General features: G+C 44.5%; 16 protein-coding genes and 1 riboswitch. Of the genes, 10 read left to right on the top strand and 6 right to left on the bottom strand.

Translation table 11 applies throughout. The annotated features are described in order from the left end of the window. Positions 1–30: 30 nt before the first annotated feature. Positions 31–1,347 (bottom strand): FAD-binding oxidoreductase, encoded by a 1,317-nt coding sequence (locus tag QH73_RS20435; RefSeq protein WP_039714013.1) that lies wholly within the window; start codon positions 1,345–1,347, stop codon positions 31–33. A 113-nt stretch (positions 1,348–1,460) separates the two neighbouring features. On the opposite strand from QH73_RS20435, the gene QH73_RS20440 reads away from it, so the two are divergent. Continuing rightward, positions 1,461–4,298, top strand: a complete 2,838-nt coding sequence (locus tag QH73_RS20440; RefSeq protein ID WP_132867425.1) for an ATP-binding protein — start codon at positions 1,461–1,463, stop codon at positions 4,296–4,298. A gap of 174 nt (positions 4,299–4,472) precedes the next feature. On the opposite strand, the gene QH73_RS20445 is transcribed toward QH73_RS20440, so the two are convergent. The 3 genes from QH73_RS20445 to QH73_RS20455 all read right to left on the bottom strand — a co-directional run bounded on the left by QH73_RS20445 (position 4,473) and on the right by QH73_RS20455 (position 6,433). After that, positions 4,473–5,075 (bottom strand): tetratricopeptide repeat protein, encoded by a 603-nt coding sequence (locus tag QH73_RS20445; protein WP_039714011.1) that lies wholly within the window; start codon positions 5,073–5,075, stop codon positions 4,473–4,475. 189 nt (positions 5,076–5,264) lie between these two features. Next, on the bottom strand, positions 5,265–5,909 hold the full coding sequence (gene hpf / locus QH73_RS20450) for a ribosome hibernation-promoting factor, HPF/YfiA family (RefSeq protein WP_039714010.1): 645 nt from the start codon (positions 5,907–5,909) through the stop codon (positions 5,265–5,267). Positions 5,910–6,154: 245 nt separating this feature from the next. After that, positions 6,155–6,433, bottom strand: a complete 279-nt coding sequence (locus QH73_RS20455) for a hypothetical protein (RefSeq protein WP_039714009.1) — start codon at positions 6,431–6,433, stop codon at positions 6,155–6,157. On the opposite strand from QH73_RS20455, the gene lipB reads away from it, so the two are divergent. Next, positions 6,432–7,118 carry a lipoyl(octanoyl) transferase LipB gene (lipB, locus tag QH73_RS20460; RefSeq protein WP_052289826.1) on the top strand — a complete coding sequence of 229 codons (687 nt, stop codon included), beginning with the start codon at positions 6,432–6,434 and terminating at the stop codon, positions 7,116–7,118. The genes QH73_RS20455 and lipB overlap by 2 nt on opposite strands. On the opposite strand, the gene QH73_RS20465 is transcribed toward lipB, so the two are convergent. Beyond that, on the bottom strand, positions 7,078–7,818 hold the full coding sequence (locus tag QH73_RS20465) for a pentapeptide repeat-containing protein (protein ID WP_052289825.1): 741 nt from the start codon (positions 7,816–7,818) through the stop codon (positions 7,078–7,080). The genes lipB and QH73_RS20465 overlap by 41 nt on opposite strands. A 198-nt stretch (positions 7,819–8,016) precedes the next feature. Further along, positions 8,017–8,112, top strand: a riboswitch (TPP riboswitch). A 7-nt stretch (positions 8,113–8,119) separates the two neighbouring features. On the opposite strand from QH73_RS20465, the gene thiC reads away from it, so the two are divergent. From thiC to QH73_RS20500, 7 genes are all read left to right on the top strand, one after another. Then, positions 8,120–9,490, top strand: coding sequence for a phosphomethylpyrimidine synthase (thiC, locus tag QH73_RS20470; protein WP_039714008.1), 1,371 nt, complete (start codon positions 8,120–8,122; stop codon positions 9,488–9,490). Between the two features lie 196 nt (positions 9,491–9,686). Beyond that, positions 9,687–10,604, top strand: coding sequence for an SDR family NAD(P)-dependent oxidoreductase (locus tag QH73_RS20475; protein WP_039714007.1), 918 nt, complete (start codon positions 9,687–9,689; stop codon positions 10,602–10,604). Between the two features lie 146 nt (positions 10,605–10,750). After that, positions 10,751–11,944 (top strand): succinate--CoA ligase subunit beta, encoded by a 1,194-nt coding sequence (locus QH73_RS20480; RefSeq protein WP_039714006.1) that lies wholly within the window; start codon positions 10,751–10,753, stop codon positions 11,942–11,944. After that, positions 11,944–12,828, top strand: a complete 885-nt coding sequence (locus tag QH73_RS20485) for a succinate--CoA ligase subunit alpha (RefSeq protein ID WP_039714005.1) — start codon at positions 11,944–11,946, stop codon at positions 12,826–12,828. The genes QH73_RS20480 and QH73_RS20485 overlap by 1 nt, the downstream gene beginning before the upstream one ends. A gap of 47 nt (positions 12,829–12,875) precedes the next feature. After that, positions 12,876–13,781 carry a DMT family transporter gene (locus QH73_RS20490; protein WP_039714004.1) on the top strand — a complete coding sequence of 302 codons (906 nt, stop codon included), beginning with the start codon at positions 12,876–12,878 and terminating at the stop codon, positions 13,779–13,781. Positions 13,782–13,855: 74 nt separating this feature from the next. Further along, entirely contained in the window at positions 13,856–14,047 is a 192-nt protein-coding gene (locus QH73_RS20495; protein WP_039714003.1) for a hypothetical protein, read from the top strand. Positions 14,048–14,094: 47 nt separating this feature from the next. After that, a complete protein-coding gene (locus QH73_RS20500; protein WP_039714002.1) occupies positions 14,095–15,996 on the top strand; it encodes a S9 family peptidase in 1,902 nt (633 codons plus the stop codon). Positions 15,997–16,009: 13 nt separating this feature from the next. Here QH73_RS20500 and QH73_RS20505 read toward each other — a convergent pair whose 3' ends face one another. Further along, complete coding sequence (locus tag QH73_RS20505; protein WP_236147102.1) at positions 16,010–16,711, bottom strand: tetratricopeptide repeat protein; 702 nt, start codon at positions 16,709–16,711, stop codon at positions 16,010–16,012. Between the two features lie 395 nt (positions 16,712–17,106). On the opposite strand from QH73_RS20505, the gene QH73_RS20510 reads away from it, so the two are divergent. Continuing rightward, on the top strand, positions 17,107–17,547 hold the full coding sequence (locus QH73_RS20510) for a response regulator (RefSeq protein WP_236147103.1): 441 nt from the start codon (positions 17,107–17,109) through the stop codon (positions 17,545–17,547). Positions 17,548–17,626: the final 79 nt, after the last annotated feature.

Here is a 17,626-nt window from a genome sequence, read left to right on the forward strand (position 1 = left end):
TGCTCCCTGCTCCCTGCTCCCTGCTCCCGCTTAAATCTCGCCGACAAACCTTTGCGGACTCAAAACATTTTTTGGATCGAACTGTTGTTTGATGCGTCGCATTAAATCTAAAGCATTGCCTCGATAACCCCAGACATCAAGCTGCTGCTTAAATGCTGCTGGTGCTTCTAGAACAGACAAATAACCTCCTTGATTTTGGCAGTGAGTTCTCATATTTAAAACCGTGTTTGCCTTGACATTGGTATTGTCAAATCTGATAACTCCCAAACCGCTACCAACATGGATTGTACCGATCGCCGATCCTAAAGCAATCCGATCTAAATAGAGCAAAGTTGCAACAGCAGTTGCTGGTAATACTCCTATTTTGCAAGTAACTGCTTGCATTGGTTGAGGAGAACGTATTTGTGTTTGTAATTGTTGCCATAAGTCAGCTTCGTCCGCATCTGAGTAGGTGGTGCTGTGCAATCCCAATTGTTGTCCCATTTCTACTAGCCGTGCGGTTTGTTCTCGGACGCTAGCACTCAGGCTTTGGAAGCGAACCATTAATCCTAGTCCTTGACCTATTCCTATGGTAGTGACTAGATGAGAAGATAGCAGGTCGGCTTGGGTGGGAGTTAACGCCGAATTCCTGAGTTTGGTTGTCGCTTGGGCGATCGCCTCAGCTGTGCCTGTCAGCGTCACTGTCCCCGATGCGGATGGTAGGGGGTAAACTCGTAGCGTTACCTGGGCGATCGCGCCTAGCGTGCCGTAAGAGCCTGTAAATAGCTTCATCAAGTCGTACCCAGCGACGTTTTTAACGACTCGTCCCCCAGCTTTGGCAATTTCTCCGTCAGCACGGACAAAGGAAATACCTAGCAGTTGATCGCGCACGCCGCCGTAACGTTGTCGGAGTGAATTGGTATCAGCCGTGGCGACAATGCCCCCGATTGTAGCTGATTCTGGTGCGGTGGGGTCGAGGGCAAGAAATTGTCCAGTAGGGGCTAACACTGCTTGTAGATCGGCAAATTTCATTCCCGCTTCTACCGTTACGGTTAAATCTCCGACAGCGTGTTGGATGAGTCGGTTCAGGCGTGCGGTACTGACAAGCACCTGGATATTTTTTGCCAGTCCTCCCCAACTGAGTTTTGTACCGCTGCCATAGACTAGAATGCGCCAGTTGTTGCTGTCGGCATATGCCATCACTGCTGCTAGTTCGGCTGGCGTTTGGGGATAGACAATGCAACTAGGTGCGATACTGGAGGCGATCGCCCCCTTGATGTGTTCTTGTCGCATCGCATCTATATCTTCCCATTCCAAGACAGATTCTGGGCTGACAATAGCTGCAAGTTGGGTCGCGATCGCTTTCATCAGTAATTTTACTCATCCTGAAAATTTCGGAACTGGACTAATCTAACAACAGTGGTTTTGCTCGTAATCTCTACGAGGCGATGCTAAAAAGCCGCAGTAACTAAAAGTTAACCATGTTACTACCCCCAATTCCTAGACGCTCGTGGTTGCCAATGGCGATTTTGCTATTGGCAGGGTATGCAGGTAATTATTTCAGCTTGCCGCTCTTTTTTGGCGTAGATTTTTTGTTTGGTAGTATTGCTGTCTTATTGGTGGTGCGCTTTTTCGGCATTCGCTGGGGAACTTTTGCAGCGGCGATCGCCTCCGTACACACTTTCTTTCTCTGGAATCATCCCTATGCCGCGATCGTCTTGATTGGCGAAGCCTTGTTTGTTGGTTTACTGTGGCGCAACCAAAAACAGAGTTTGGTGCTGTTGGATGTCTTGTACTGGCTAGTGTTGGGTATCCCGTTGGTGTGGCTGTTTTATTCCCGCTTGTTGCACGTCGATTCGGCTCAAACTTGGTTAGTAGTGTTGAAACAGTCTGTCAATGGCATTTTTAACTCTATTATTGCTAGCTTGGCAATTAATTACTTCCCTATTTCTACGTCGTGGATGAGTCGTTATCCAGTCAGACATACTCCATCCATGCGACAGGTTTTGTTATCTCTTTGTGCGACTTCCTGTTTTTTACCTGCACTGATTTTAGTTGTTTTAGATTGTAATTTGGTTTTCCAGCAAATCCAAACCGCAATTCAAGTTGAACTTAAAGATACCGCTCAAGAAGCGATCGCTGGTTTGGAAGATCGCCAGCGCGAATACTTCAATACTTTAACTCAACTCAGTCAAGTGGCTGGTAATCATGCGAATGCACCTTCGCCACAATTACAGCAAAGCCTGGAGTTGCTACAGCGAGTTTATCCTGAATTAGTTCTACTACAAGTTATTGATGCTACCGATACTATTGTTGCTTCTGCATCCCAAATCGATCCAGCCTTAACTTCACCTGGTAAATTAGATGCACAGGATATAAAGACTTTAAAGCAGATCGAAACTAGTCTCAAACCTGCTATAGGCAATGTCCGCGTCCATTCAACTTTAAAAATTCCCCAACTCGATCTTGGCGTACCGATACTAACCGAAAATCGCTTGTCTGGTGTAGTATACGCTCACCTCAATCTCTCCTATTTGGAGAATTTTTTGCGCTCGCAGCTTTCTCACAGAGTTCACCAAATTATTCTGCTCGATTCTTACAATCGAATCATTGCCAGCAGCAATTCTCAATCAAAGCTGATGCAAACTTTCGATCGCCTGCGTGGGGGAGAAATGCGATCGCTGAGTCAAAAAACAGCTAGTGGGAATACATATTTTGAAAATACATACTTATGGTTACCACCTAAAGAAAAACTTCCGGCAATGGTACGCTGGCGACGCTCTCTATATGTTAAAGAACAGCCGCTAAGTGGTAATTCTCAATGGAAACTTATTTTAGAAATTCCGGCTGCACCTTATATTGACCAACTACAACAAACTTACATCAACGACCTTGCTTTCATGCTAGCTACGGTATTGATTATTTTAATTTGCGGTCTTCTACTCAGCCGTAAATTAGCAAATCCATTAACTCAATTAGCCACTGTAACCACAGATTTATCCTCTCGATTGCCAACAAAGACTTTTCTGCAATTTCCTACTAGTTCGGTCGTAGAGATTAATTCGTTAATTGGTAATTTTCAGTTCATGACGGTTGCCCTAAATGAAAAATTTCAAGAAGTGCAAGCAGCTAACCAATCTCTCCAAGAAAGAGTTCAAGAACGGACTAAAGAATTATTGCGAACCAATCAACAATTAGAGCGTGAAATTAACGAACGTCAGCAAGCTAATGTGGCTTTAAGAGAGAGTGAAGAACGCTATAGAGATTTATTTGAAAATGCTAGTGATTTAATTCAAAGCGTTACACCGGACGGTCGTTTAGTCTATGTAAATCGAGCCTGGAAAGAAACTTTAGATTATAGTGAAGATGAAATTTCTCGTTTGACAATTTTTGATATTATTCATCCCGATAATTTAGAACATTGCCAGAAAACTTTTCGAGAAGTCATGGCAGGAAAACAAATCTCGGAAATTGAAACTGCCTTTGTCACTAAACATGGTGAAAAAATTTGGGTTGCCGGTAGTATTAATTGTAAATTCATCAATGGTCAACCAATCGCTACTCGTGGTATATTTCGCAATATTACAGAACGGAAGTTAGCCGAAGCTGAGATGATTTATGCCTTAGAAAAAGAGAAACAGTTAGTAGAATTGAAATCGCGATTTATTACCACAGCATCTCATGAATTTCGGACTCCGCTCACGACAATTCTCATGTCAGCCAAGCTACTCGAACAATTTGGCGATCGCGCTTCAGAAGATAAAAAACGCCTGTATCTCGATCGAATCCAAATTGCTACCAAACGCATGACACAACTGTTAGATGATATCTTACTGATTGGTAAAGCTGAAGCCGAAAAGCTCGAATTCAATCCTACACCAGTCCTCTTAGAAAAATTTTGTCACGATTTAGTAGAAGAAATGCAGATGAGTGCTAGTAACAAACACTCAATTATTTTTACCAGTCAAGCACAACAGATATCTGCTAATGTCGATGAAAAATTGCTACGTTATATTTTGAGTAACTTACTTTCTAATGCTATTAAATACTCGCCTAAAGGCGGCGATATCGATCTAAACTTATCTATTGAAGCCGAAAAAGCAATTTTTTACATCCGCGATCGAGGTATCGGTATTCCTACCCAAGATACAGAACAACTCTTTCATTCTTTTCATCGCGGTAGTAACGTAGAAAATATCTCTGGTACGGGCTTGGGAATGTCTATTGTCAAACAGTGTGTAGACTTGCACGGCGGCGAAATTAGCGTTACCAGTGAAGTTGGAATAGGAACAACTTTTGTTGTGACTCTACCGATATAATCAGTTATCAGTTATCAGTTATCAGTTGTCAGTGACGTTACATGTAATGTCTGTACGTAAGTTATCAGTTAATTCCAACTTACGACTTACGACTTACGACTTACCAATTATCAGTTATCAGTTGTCAGTTAATTCCAACTTACGACTTACGACTTACGACTTACGACTTACCAATTATCTTTCCATCTGTTGCAAAATCTGCTCTACATGACTTATGCCTGTGGGGTTGTTTTGTGTGGAGTAGAGATCTTTGGCTTTATGCAAAGATGCTTGTGCTTCGGGCAAACTTCCTTGACTCCAAAATGCTACGCCGAGGTTTTGGTAAGAAGTTGGATCGTTGGGTTTGAGTTGAATTGCTTGTCGAAAAGCGGCGATCGCCTCTGCAAATTTGCCTTGACTACCGAGGGCAATTCCTAAGTTATTATAGGTTTCAAAATTACGCGGATCGATCTCCAGGGCGTGTTTGAAGGCGTTCTCTGCTTGAGAATATTGTTGCAGATTACCAAAAGCAAGCCCTAAATTATTGTGAGCGTTTTCGTACTGAGGATAAATCTCAATTGCTTGATTGAAAGCCGCGATCGCTTCTGAGAATTTTCCCTGTTCGGCTAACTCTACGCCTCGATTATTGTGCGTTGCTGCTGCCTGTAAGTTTACTTGCGGTTTGACTTGCCTCGGTAACGTTTCCACAGCATAGCTGGGTTGCACTCCTAGCATCAGTATGCTGACACCGACAAATGCAGCTTGGAATTTTGTCAAGAAAGCCTGTGGTACTCTCATCGCTACCTTCCTAGCAACTTCTCACCTAATTCCATTGTAGGGCTTAGACAGTTATCAGTTATCAGTTATCAGTTATCAGTTATCAGTTATCAGTGACCAGTGACCAGTTAACAATCTACTACACCCTACACCCCACACCCCACACCCTATTTACTAGCCACCAGCCACTAGCCACCAGCCACTCCCGACTTACGACTTAGAAATTTGTGGCTTTTCTACCGAGGTTTGGGCTTTACCGTTCTTAGCATTACCGTGCGTATGTCCGTTGCCGTTGCGGGGCTGAATTACGCCATAACCACCATGATTGCGTTCGTAAATGACGTTTATTTCTCCAGTTTCGGCATTGCGGAACATATAAAAATCGTGATCGACGAGTTGTAGTTGTTCTAGGGCTTCATTCAGTGTCATTGGCGGCATGGCGAAGTATTTCGTCCGAACGACTTCGCTGGGTAATTCGGGAGTGCGATCGCCAATCAAATCGGTAACAACAGGTGGTTCTACTGCCTCTAAGCTAGTTTTTGGCTGAGTTTTCTTGTCTTGCAGTCTTTCTTTATACTTGCGTAGCTGTCGGGCAATTTTATCGGCAACTAGATCGATGCTGGCGTATAAGTTCTCGCTACTTTCCTCTGCCCGAATTACGGTTCCGTTGGCGTAAATTGTGACTTCCGCTGCTTGTTTTGGATTGATCCTGGGATTGCGGGCTACTGACAAATGAACATCTACTTCAGTGGTTAGAGTTTGAAAATGATTGACTGCCTTTTCTATTTTCTGATTCACGTACTCGCGAATGGCATCGGTGATTTCGATGTTTTTGCCATGGATCACAAGCTTCATATTTAATTCTCCCGATGGATACGAACCAAATTTGTGTTAGGTTAAATACAAAGCAGCAACAATTTGCTGTCAGTGTCTACTTACTAAAAGCCCGAATTCTGGTGTTTTAAGGACTCCAGAAATCAATCGATTGGTGCGCTCTTTGTCACCATTTCACCACGCTTTAGTTTATCAACTTCGCTATTTTGCGATGAAAATTTACCAGTCGCACTTCCTACCGAAAAGGGTTTGTTCCTGCTGATAAACTACAGGTATTTCCCAGTTGGAGGGCGATCTGGGATTTTTCCTAGTAGAATCTCGATTTCCACATCGAGTCTGGCGTGGTGGTAAAGCCTTCCTCCCTGCTGTGTTTGTGTTTCTACTTTCAAGTTAGCACTTTGTATTCTGGAAAACAGATAGGTTTTAGTTCTTTTTAATATCCTTCGCATTCCTTGACATTTCTTGATGTAGTTAATCGCAAATGCAATAAAATTTGGTAAAAAATACGCTTGAATTTTTCTGCGATCGCTTGTAAACATCTCCATGAAACGCCGTCAATGCTATCTTTATAATTACGGACTCGTTTGTTATGCTGAGGCTTGGAATTGGCAAAAACATCTGTTGCAACAGCGCCGCCAAGACCCCGATTTACCTGATGTCTTAATTTTGTTGGAACACCCGCCAGTCTACACTTTGGGACACGGAGCTAGTCTAGATTTTCTGCAATTCGACCTTGACAAAAGTGCAGACGAAGTATACAGGATAGAAAGAGGTGGAGAGGTAACTTATCACTGTCCCGGTCAACTGGTAGGCTACCCGATCTTAAATCTGCAATTCCACCACAAAGATTTGCACTGGTATTTGCGGCAGTTGGAAGAAGTCATAATTCGCGTATTAGCAGTTTACGGGTTGCAGGGCGATCGCGTACCTGGGTTAACTGGGGTATGGTTGGAAGGATACAAGGTAGCAGCGATCGGAATTAAAGTCAGTCGGTGGGTGACGATGCACGGCTTTGCTTTGAATGTCTGTCCCGATATGGCAGGTTTTCGGAAAATTGTCCCCTGCGGTATTGCCGATAAACCCGTGGGTAGTTTGCAAGCGTGGATACCAGATATTCAAATAGAGCAGGTAAACTTGCAAGTTGCGCGATCGTTTGCAGAGGTATTTGAGGTAGATTTAGTAGAGCAGATTACTCATTTCTCATACCGTCAGGTAAATAAACCCCTTTAAGATCTGCACCGCGCAGATTCGTTCCTGCTAATTTTGCCCCTTGCAAATTTGCATCTTGTAGAGAAGCATTTCGTAAATCGGCATTTCTTAAATTCGTATTTCCCAAATAAGCATCATCGAGTACAGCATCTCGGAGAATAGCCCGTTGAAAATTAGCATCTTGCAGATTAGCATTTTCTAATATTGCTAGTTGTAAATCGGCATCTCGAAAATTAACACCTCTAAGATAAGCAGTATCAAGGTTCGCACCCCGAAGATTACTTCCTTCAAGATTGGCATTTTCTAAATTGACTTTTTCTAAGTTGGCATTATTCAAGTTAGCATTGTCTAAATCGACAGATCTCAGGTAAGCATTTTCTAATTCTGCACCTCGAAGATTGCTACCTGCTAAATTAGCATTTTCTAAATTTGTATTTTCTAAGTCAGCATTTTCTAAGTTGGCATAACTCAGATCGGCATTTCTCATATTTGCTCCTCTCAGTTTTGCCCCCCTCAGTTTTGCACCTTGAAGATCGGCATTTTCTAAGTTACATCCTTCACATTCATTAGTAGATAGTAACTGTTCGATCGCGCTATTTTGTTGCTTGGCTAATTGAACGCTGCGATCGCCGTGCCAGCCACTGGAATTGGATAAATCGCTCGGTGTAAGGGTAACCGATGTTGTGATGTAAGTCAGTAAACTGAGTATAGGAGCTAACATTGCGTGTAGAATCCTAAAGCGATCGGTTGGTAATTTTAGTCTAATCTTTTCGGAAATAGACGGTATATATTTCCTACCAAAATATTATTTTTACGATTTTTCGCTTGACTCCAACAATTCTTTAGCTTGCATACATAGAAAAAACTAATTAACTCAAAAATTAACAAACTGCGGCTATGTAGAAGTGATACAATCGACAACCATAGCTAGGGGTGTCTGGGAAACCAGGCTGAGACAGTCCCTTAGAACCTGAGACTGGGTAATACCAGCGGAGGGAAGCTGTTTATGCGAGGAACTCGAAATGCGTACAGAATGGATCGCGAAGCGTCGCGGGCAAGATAACGTGTCTCAAATGCACTTTGCCCGTAAAGGTGTGATGACAGAAGAAATGCATCATGTCGCCCGACGGGAAAATTTACCCGTGGAGTTGATTCGAGATGAAGTGGCACGGGGCAGAATGATTATCCCTGCCAATATCAATCATCCTAATTTGGAACCGATGTGTATTGGCATCGCCTCCAAATGTAAGGTGAATGCTAATCTTGGTGCTTCGCCCAACTCTTCCAACTTAGATGAAGAAGTTGCCAAACTTAATTTAGCGGTAAAATATGGAGCCGATACCGTCATGGACTTATCCACAGGCGGCGGTAACTTAGATGAAATTCGCACTGCAATTATTAACGCTTCTCCCGTGCCAATTGGCACTGTGCCAGTCTATCAAGCTTTAGAAAGCGTCCACGGTAGCATTGAAAAGCTCACTGCTGACGACTTTCTCCACATCATCGAGAAACACGCCCAGCAAGGTGTAGACTACATGACAATCCATGCTGGAATTTTAATCGAGCATTTGCCATTAGTCAAAAACCGAATTACTGGAATTGTCTCCCGTGGTGGAGGTATTTTAGCGCGGTGGATGTTGCACCACCACAAACAGAATCCGCTGTACACGCACTTGCGCGACATTATCGAGATTTTTAAGAAATACGACGTGTCTTTTAGTTTGGGTGACTCTTTACGCCCTGGCTGTCTCCACGATGCATCCGACGAGGCACAGTTGGCAGAGTTGAAAACTTTAGGACAACTGACTCGTAAAGCCTGGGAACACGATGTCCAAGTCATGGTAGAAGGACCAGGACACGTACCGATGGATCAAATCGAGTTTAACGTGCGCAAGCAGATGGAAGAGTGTTCGGAAGCACCCTTTTACGTGCTGGGACCACTGGTAACGGATATTGCTCCAGGCTACGACCATATCACTTCTGCGATCGGGGCAGCAATGGCTGGTTGGTATGGTACGGCAATGTTATGCTACGTCACGCCTAAAGAACATTTGGGTTTACCCGATGCTGAAGACGTGCGCAATGGCTTGATTGCCTATAAAATCGCCGCCCATGCTGCGGACGTGGCAAGACACCGCATCGGTGCTAGGGATAGGGATGACGAGCTTTCAACCGCCCGTTACAATTTCGACTGGAACCGTCAGTTTGAATTATCCCTCGATCCAGACCGGGCAAAGGAATATCACGATGAAACTCTGCCAGCAGATATTTATAAAACTGCTGAATTCTGCTCGATGTGCGGTCCCAAATTCTGCCCCATGCAGACAAAAGTTGATGCTGATGCGCTGACGGAACTAGAGAAGTTCTTGGCGCGAGAAACTGTGAAAGGATAAGAAAACGGAGTCAGCAAGGAAACAGGAGACAGGAGATAGAATGTCTGATTGTTCTCCTGTCTCTTCTCATTTTGGCTATTGTTTCCTGTCTCCTCAGATATAAGACAAGTTTGCCCTCATGGCTTTAAGATCTTTGCAGAACATAGGGTAGGATCGTCTGACTCGCCCTCATTGTTGCGCGTTAAATTGACTAAAAATGCTTTCTTTATCCGAACAAGTTGTATTAATTACTGGTGCTTCTACTGGCATTGGGGCAGCGTTGGCAAAAATTTTAGCAGAACGATTTAATACGATTCGCTTGGTCTTGGCAGCTAGAGATGCAGACAAGCTGGAAAAAGTCGCTAACCATTGTCGGCAATTGGGGGCAGAAGTTCTCGTCGTTCCCACAGATTTAGAACAGATCGACCAAATTGAAGCCCTAGCCCAAGTTGCGATCGCCAAATTCGGTCGCGTTGATGCTTTAGTGAATAATGCTGGCTACGGACAGATGGGACCAATAGAACTCATTCCCCATCAAGCTGCTGCCAGACAATTTCAAATCAACGTGCTAGCACCCTTAGCGTTGATCCGCAGCTTAATCCCCCTGATGCGCGATCGCGGTGGTGGCAGAATTATCAATATCAGTTCGTTGGGTGGCAGGATGGCTTTCCCGTTTGGCGGCTTGTATAGTGGCTCAAAGTTTGCTCTCGAAGGACTCAGCGATGCTTTGCGGATGGAACTAGCACCATTCAATATTAAAGTCAGCGTCATCGAACCAGGACCAGTCAGCACAGATTTTTTTGTCGCTGCCGCCCAAGCTGTAGAATCAACCGTAGCGACTCCCGAACGCACGCCCTATCGCGCTGCTTTTGAAAAATTAAAAGATTTAGAGAAACACACGAGTAGCCGTGCTTGGAGTGCCGAACGAGTTGCAGAAGCAATTGTTAAAGCACTGACAGACTCTCATCCCCATCCGCGCTATATTGCAGCTACAGGGGGAAATTTTTTGGTGTTTATGATGACAAAAGTTTTATCAACTAAAATTGTCGATCGCTTTTGGCAGCGATTTTATGGCATCAACCTCGTAGCGCAAGACTGGCAAAAGCATCGTTTAGGCTTGAAGGATGAAGTATAAATAAATTGGTAATTGGTAATTGGTAGTTGGTAGTTGTTCGTTGCTAATGGCTAATTGCTAATAGTGGTCTTTCACAAGCCGTTAGCCATTAGCTATCTTTACTGACAACTGATAACTGATAACTGATAACTGATAACTGATAAAAAATGGATCTACTAGAGTATCAAGCTAAAGAATGGTTTCGCGAGATTGGTATTCCAGTTTTACCTTCCCAAAGAATTGACCGTCCGCGCGATTTGAAGGGTTTGAAGATTCCCTATCCAGTGGTACTCAAATCGCAAGTGCGGACGGGAGGTAGGGGAAAAGCTGGGGGAGTAAAGATTGTCACGAACACGATCGACGCGATCGCCGCGGCACAAACAATTTTTAATTTACCAATTTTAGGGGAATTTCCTGAAGTTTTATTAGCGGAGGCAAAATACAACTCCGATCGCGAGTTTTATTTAGCCATAGTTATCGATGCAGTTGCTCGCCGTCCGTTGCTTCTGGGTTCTACGCAGGGGGGAGTCGATGTTGAATCCAATCCAGAAGCTTTACAACAAGTCGTAGTCGAACGAGAGTTTTCACCCTTTTATGCCCGCCGATTAGCAGTCAAAATGGGCTTGCAGGGAGATGCATTGGGATCGGTCAGCGCTATCGTGGAAAAAATGTACGGTTTATTCGTGCAGAAAGATTTGGATCTGATCGAAATCAATCCTTTGGGGGTGAGTTCGACTGGGGAGTTAATGGCATTGGATGGTAAAGTTACTGTCAACGATCAAGCGATCGCCCGCCATCCCGATATTTTGATGATGGCAGAAAAAAAAGCTAGCCGTCCCAACGGTTATCCCTCAGTCGCTCAAGTTGGCAAGTGGAATGAGGTAGACAAGTCGGGAAATATTGCGATTTTGGGCAATGGTGCGGGGTTATTGATGGCAACTTTAGATTTGATTGCCGCAGCCAGTCACCGCAAACCATCTGTTTGCTTAAATGTGGGACATGGGAGAATTGGCGCAAATGGGGGGTTGAATTTTTGCGATCGCGTCACCCAAGGTCTAGAATTGATCGCTCAAGACAAATCTATCCATGCGATCTTAGTTAATATTCTTTGTAGCGTGCCGACAACTGTAGAAGTGGCTGAGGCGATCGCAACTTTCGTACAACAGCACGACAATAAGACACACAAAACCCGTTCTCATGCCCAATACCCCAAACTAGTCGTGCGTTTGGCAGGAACGGATTTAGCAGATGCGAAAGCAAAGCTAGATGCGGTACAAGTCTCATCAATGGAAGATTTAGATGAAGCGATCGCCCAAGTCGTCCGTGTTGCGAAAAGTTCGTTGCCTAGAAGAAGTGAGTGATGAAATTAAAGCCTGATAGTAAAGTTTTAATTCAGGGCATGACAGCATCGCTCTGGTCGCCCTACATTGCTCGTATGCAAGCCTACGGGACGCAGATTGTTGCCGCAGTTAGTCCCGGTCAAACGACATCCATTGACGATTTACCCGTGTTCGATTTGGTTGAACAGGCAGTAGCGGCAGTTGGGGCGATCGATACGACGATTATTTTCGTTCCTCCCTATCAAGCTTTGGATGCTGCTTTAGAGGCGATCGCTTCTGGGATAAAACAAATTATTATCATCTCTGCTGGCGTGCCTCCTTTGGATATGGTGCGCTTGTTGCGTAAAGCAGAAGCGAACGAAACCATAATTTTAGGACCGAATAGTCCGGGGATTATCATTCCAGGCAAATTACTCTTGGGAACCCATGCCAGTGAATTTTATACTCCAGGCTCGATCGGTCTTGTCAGTCGCAGCACAACTCTGACTTACGAGATTGCCTTAGAGTTGACTAAAGCCGGGTTAGGGCAGTCAATTGCTGTCAGTATTGGCAGTGATGCAATTATTGGTTCTTCTTTTCTACAATGGTTGCAAATTCTCGATGAAGACGACACCACAGAAGCGATCGTTTTAGTCGGGGAACCAGGGGGAAATAGCGAAGAAGCTGCGGCGCGTTACATTGCCGAGGCGATCGATAAACCAGTTATTGCATATATTGCTGGTTGTCATGCGCCAGCTGGCAAACACTGGGGTCATACTGGGACGCTAGCAGCCGTGGTTGGCAGAGGTGATAATGTCGGTACGGCAAAAAGCAAATTAGAAGCTTTCCAAGCGGCAAAAGTTCCAGTCGCAGAACGCCCTTCGCAAATTGCTGAATTGGTGAAAAAGGCATTGAAGAAAAAATAAAAGGAGCAGTTTGATAAACAGGGAACAGTCAAGGATATGAAATCTAGATGACTCAACCCAAACTGAACGGTCAAGGCTTAATGGCGGCTCTATGTGCCGCAGCTACTTGGGGTATGGTAGGTGTATTTGTCCGTTGGCTTCCAGGATGGTCTGCTTTTGCAGTTTTGGCAGGTCGCTTTCTGGTTGCCACTGTTGCAATGCTGCCGATACTGTTTCTAGCCCCAAGTGTCCGACACGATCTGACTCGTTCCCTTCGCACGCCACCGATCTGGTGGTTGAGTTTACCAGCGATTGGAGGTTATGTTTTAGGTACGACAGCATTTCAAATAGCACCTGTGGGAGAAGTGACATTATTATTCACAACCTCACCCTTATTTATCATTGCCTATAAATATGTTGTGCGCTTAGATGTTAAACGAAGTGAAGGTTTTGGAATGCTGCTGGCTATGGCTGGAGTCAGTGTTATCATGCTCCCTCAGCTATCTAGCGATCGCGCTGTCTCTTGGGAAACTCTGGCAGGCTACCTTTTGGCATTAGGTGCTGCTGGTTCAATCGCACTCTATACGCTTTGGTTTAATGCATTTGCTAAGCAAAACATTGCGCCAAAACCGATAAATGTTGTTTTTCTCACCTGTTTACTAGGAAGTATTCTATCTTTTTTGTGTGCGGTCTTCTTCCAAGCGTCAATTGAAATCGAAATCGATCGACAGGTTGTTCTCGTATTATTAGGGTTAGGAATTTTGTCCACTGCTTTACCATTTTTGTGCTATACAGTGGCAGCGCAGCGATTACCAGTCTTACTGACAACTGCAATATTATTGTTGGAGCCAATGTTTGCAGTGTTATTTGCATCTGTCGCTTTACAAGAAATTCCGTCACTTTGGTTTGGCGTTGGCAGCGTACTAGTTTTCTGGGGATTGCTGTCGATCGCTGGCTTCGCTTCTAGGTGGTGACGTACACCGCTTGGATTTAAGGTTAGAACATCCGAAGACTACTGGCAACGGCTAATTAAGGAGGGGGAAGCAGTATGGCTCAAATAAAGGTGTTTTACGAACCAGAGACAGAGCTATTAAGCGTATTTTGGCAAGTTCCCAGAAGGAACCAAATTGGGACTGAGCTTGGAGACGGTGTAATTTTGATTCAGGATGGGGTGAGTGGTGAGCCAATTGGTTTAGAAGTTTTGTCCTACCGTCCTGCGGCTTCTGCTCAATTGCGGTAACAATCGTAAAAGAGCGATCGCAATAGAGCAATTATCAGGAGGCAAGTATGGTGACAACAACAGCTAGTCAACCTCAAACGCAACTACCACCGTTGATTCCGCGTGAAATTCTGTTTGGCAACCCAGAACGCGCCCGTCCTCAACTCTCCCCAGATGGCAAGTATTTAGCGTATATTGCTCCAGATGAAAAAAATATCCTTCAAGTGTGGGTGCGTACTGTAGGACAACAAGACGATCGCCAACTAACCCAGGATAAAAAACGGGGTGTCCGCATGTACTTCTGGACGTTTGATGGCGAACAGTTAATCTACCTCCAAGATGCCGATGGCGATGAAAATTGGCACTGTTATGCAGTCAATATCAATACGAATATCGTCCGCGACCTGACTCCGTTTCAAGGGATACAGGCGCAACCCCTCGCCTTAGACCATAACTTCCCGCATGAATTTTTGGTGGGGTTAAATTTACCAGATTTAAGCAAGCACGATGTCTACCGCATTAACCTCAAAAATGGGGCAGTAGAGTTTGACACGGAAAACCCAGGTAACATTGTTTCTTGGACTGTGAATACTCAGTTTCAAGTTCAAGCTGCGATCGCGGCTACGGCTGATGGTGGGTACGACCTACTTTACCGCGAATCCCAACAGGGAGCTTGGGAAAATTTGCGCCATTGGAGTTCCGAGGATGAAGGCTACGCTGTTAGTTTTTCCGCTGATGACAAAACTTTGTATATTGTCGGCAGTCACGATGCTAACGCCCAACGCCTCCTCGCCCTAAACTTAGCAACTCGTCAAGAAACCGTTATTGCTGAAGATCCAGAATACGATGTTGATAGTGTCATCGTTCACCCAACTTCTCATGTTCTGCAAGCGGTTTCCTTTTACCGCGACAAACAAGAGTGGCAAATTCTCGACCAAAGTATAGCCGCCGATTTAGCAGCAATTGCTCAAGTCCGCCCTGGAGAATACAACATTACTAGCCGTGACTTGGCGGATAAAACTTGGTTAGTGGCTTACATCACTGACAATGGACCAGTCTACTATTACACATACGATCGCGCGACCAAAAGTAGCGTTTTACTTTTTAGCAACCAACCCAAACTCGAAGAGTTGCAATTAGCAACTATGCAACCCATTTCTTACCCTGCTAGAGATGGGTTAACTATTCACGGCTACCTCACAACACCTGTAGGAATTGCAGCCAAGAACTTACCGACAATCCTTTTAGTTCATGGAGGTCCTTGGGTGCGGGATACGTGGGGTTACGATCCAGAAGTGCAATGGCTGGCGAACCGAGGCTACGCAGTGTTGCAAGTCAATTTTCGCGGTTCTACTGGCTACGGTAAGGCTTTTCTGAATGCGGGAAACCGCGAATGGGGCGCGAAAATGCACGACGATCTGATCGATGCAGTCAATTGGTTAGTAGAACAAGGGATTTCTGACCCTCAAAAAGTAGCGATTATGGGTGGTTCCTACGGTGGCTATGCGGCGCTAGCAGGGTTAACTTTCACGCCAGAGGTATTTGCAGCTGGAGTTGATATTGTCGGTCCCAGCAATTTAATCACGCTGATGCAGAGTATTCCGCCTTACTGGGAACCGATGAAAGCTATGTTTGCCCATCGCCTGGGAGATTTAGAGACAGAACCAGAATTTCTCAAATCGCGATCGCCCTTATTTTACTGCGATCGCATCCAAAAACCTTTGTTAATTGGACAGGGAGCCAACGATCCGAGGGTAAAACAAGCAGAAAGCGAACAAATTGTGGCAGCAATGCGACAGTCGAATCGACCAGTTGAATATCTGCTGTACGCGGATGAGGGACATGGTTTTGCCCGTCCCGAAAATCGCTTGCATTTCTATGCTAAAGCCGAGGAATTTTTAGCAAAATACTTAGGCGGGCGATTTGAACCTGTGGGCGAGCTTGTAGGGCATTCAGGAGTGGAGAAATAAGGTTTGTCATTGGTCATTTGTGAGCAGCCAAAATTTGTTTTGTCATCTCAATCTGCTGCTGACTGAAACCAGCTTGCTGGAGATGGTTGAGAAAAACGCGATCGCGATACCGCCCATCTAGATTGTATGCTTGTCGGTAAGCAGCTTGAGCCGCAGCGCGATCGCCCTTCTGCCAGTAGGCTAAACTCAAAGCAACTAAAGGATGAGGGTTGGTTGGTTCTAGCTGGGCGGCGCGTTTTGCTGCGCCAATCGCAGGTTTGTAGGACTGCAATCGCTCAAAAGCTAAGCTGAGATTGTAATAAGCAATCTCATTGTTTGGCTCTAAAATTGCTGCCCAAGCGTGAACGAATACAGCAGCATTCAATTTACCACCGACTAAATAGACAATTCCCAAAGCGTTGAGAGCTGGAATAGAATTCGGATCGCAGTATAAAACTTGAATTAAAGACTCAGCCGCCGCTTCTTTTTGTCCGGCTAGGTGTTGCGTCCAGCCTAACAAAACTCGTCCAGAGAGATTTTGCGGTTCGAGTTCTACAGACTTTTGCAAAGCCGCGATCGCCTCTGGATATTTTGCCGCAGCACGATAGGATAATCCCAAGGCACGGTATTCGCTCGCAGGGATTGCTAATGTTGGTTGAGCGACAAACAAGCTGCTAGCTGTTAATACAGTTATGACATGACGGGCGATCGCTGCACCCATATTTGGCAGCCCCAATTCTCACAGAGATTTTCGTCAGCAGCATAACATAAGACTAGTCTCAGCAGCGAGCAGATAATCTCTTTTTGAATCTCCAAGAGTAGCTACAATGCATTTATTCAGGCACTTGCTATTTTTGCTAGGATGATGCAGAAAAGAAAGAATCTTGTCGGGAAGCATCTCTAGCATCGCCACCCCAATTGATATCTGGGTGTTGACTTCAAAGCGAAACCTATTGACATTAAATGCGGTCAAGGGGTTGACACAATGAGCCTTAAAGAGGCTTCTAGCAACCTCAAAATAGGTGCTTGCTAACCCAATGGATGATGTACCATAATATACTGTTGACCTAACAGCTTAAACCTATCTAATGATGTATTGCTTTAGATAGAGGATTTAGTTATTTTCGTGTCATGAGGGTGCGTCTTCAATTGGCGATTTTCAACATGAAGGAAAATTGCAATTTACAATGCTGTCTAAAGCATCCAATAGTCTTAGCAGTTGACGATGATGAAGATAATTTAGAGTTACTTACTCAACTACTTCAATTCGTTGAATGTTCTTTCATCACTGCTGAGGATGGTGAAACAGCAATAAATCTTGCACAACAATACCACCCAGACATGATTCTGTTGGATATGATGTTACCTGGCATCAGTGGTGTAGAAGTTGTCAAAAGTCTTCAAAAAAATCCTCGAACAAAGGATATTCCCATCGTTGCTGTTACTGCTATTACTAGGGCAGAATGTCAACAACGATTTCTAGAAGGAGGTTGTCTAGAATGCGTTACCAAGCCTTACAGCATTGATGAGTTAGAAAACCTTATTCGTTACTATCTCTCCAGCAAAAACTAGGCAATAGAGTATATACTGTAAAAATTAGTATGTGTTCTAATTAACAACCACTTGTGACAAAGAGTTCAGCCTATTGGTT

It is taken from the genome of Scytonema millei VB511283, assembly GCF_000817735.3.
Taxonomy (GTDB): Bacteria; Cyanobacteriota; Cyanobacteriia; order Cyanobacteriales; family Chroococcidiopsidaceae; genus Chroococcidiopsis; species Chroococcidiopsis millei_B.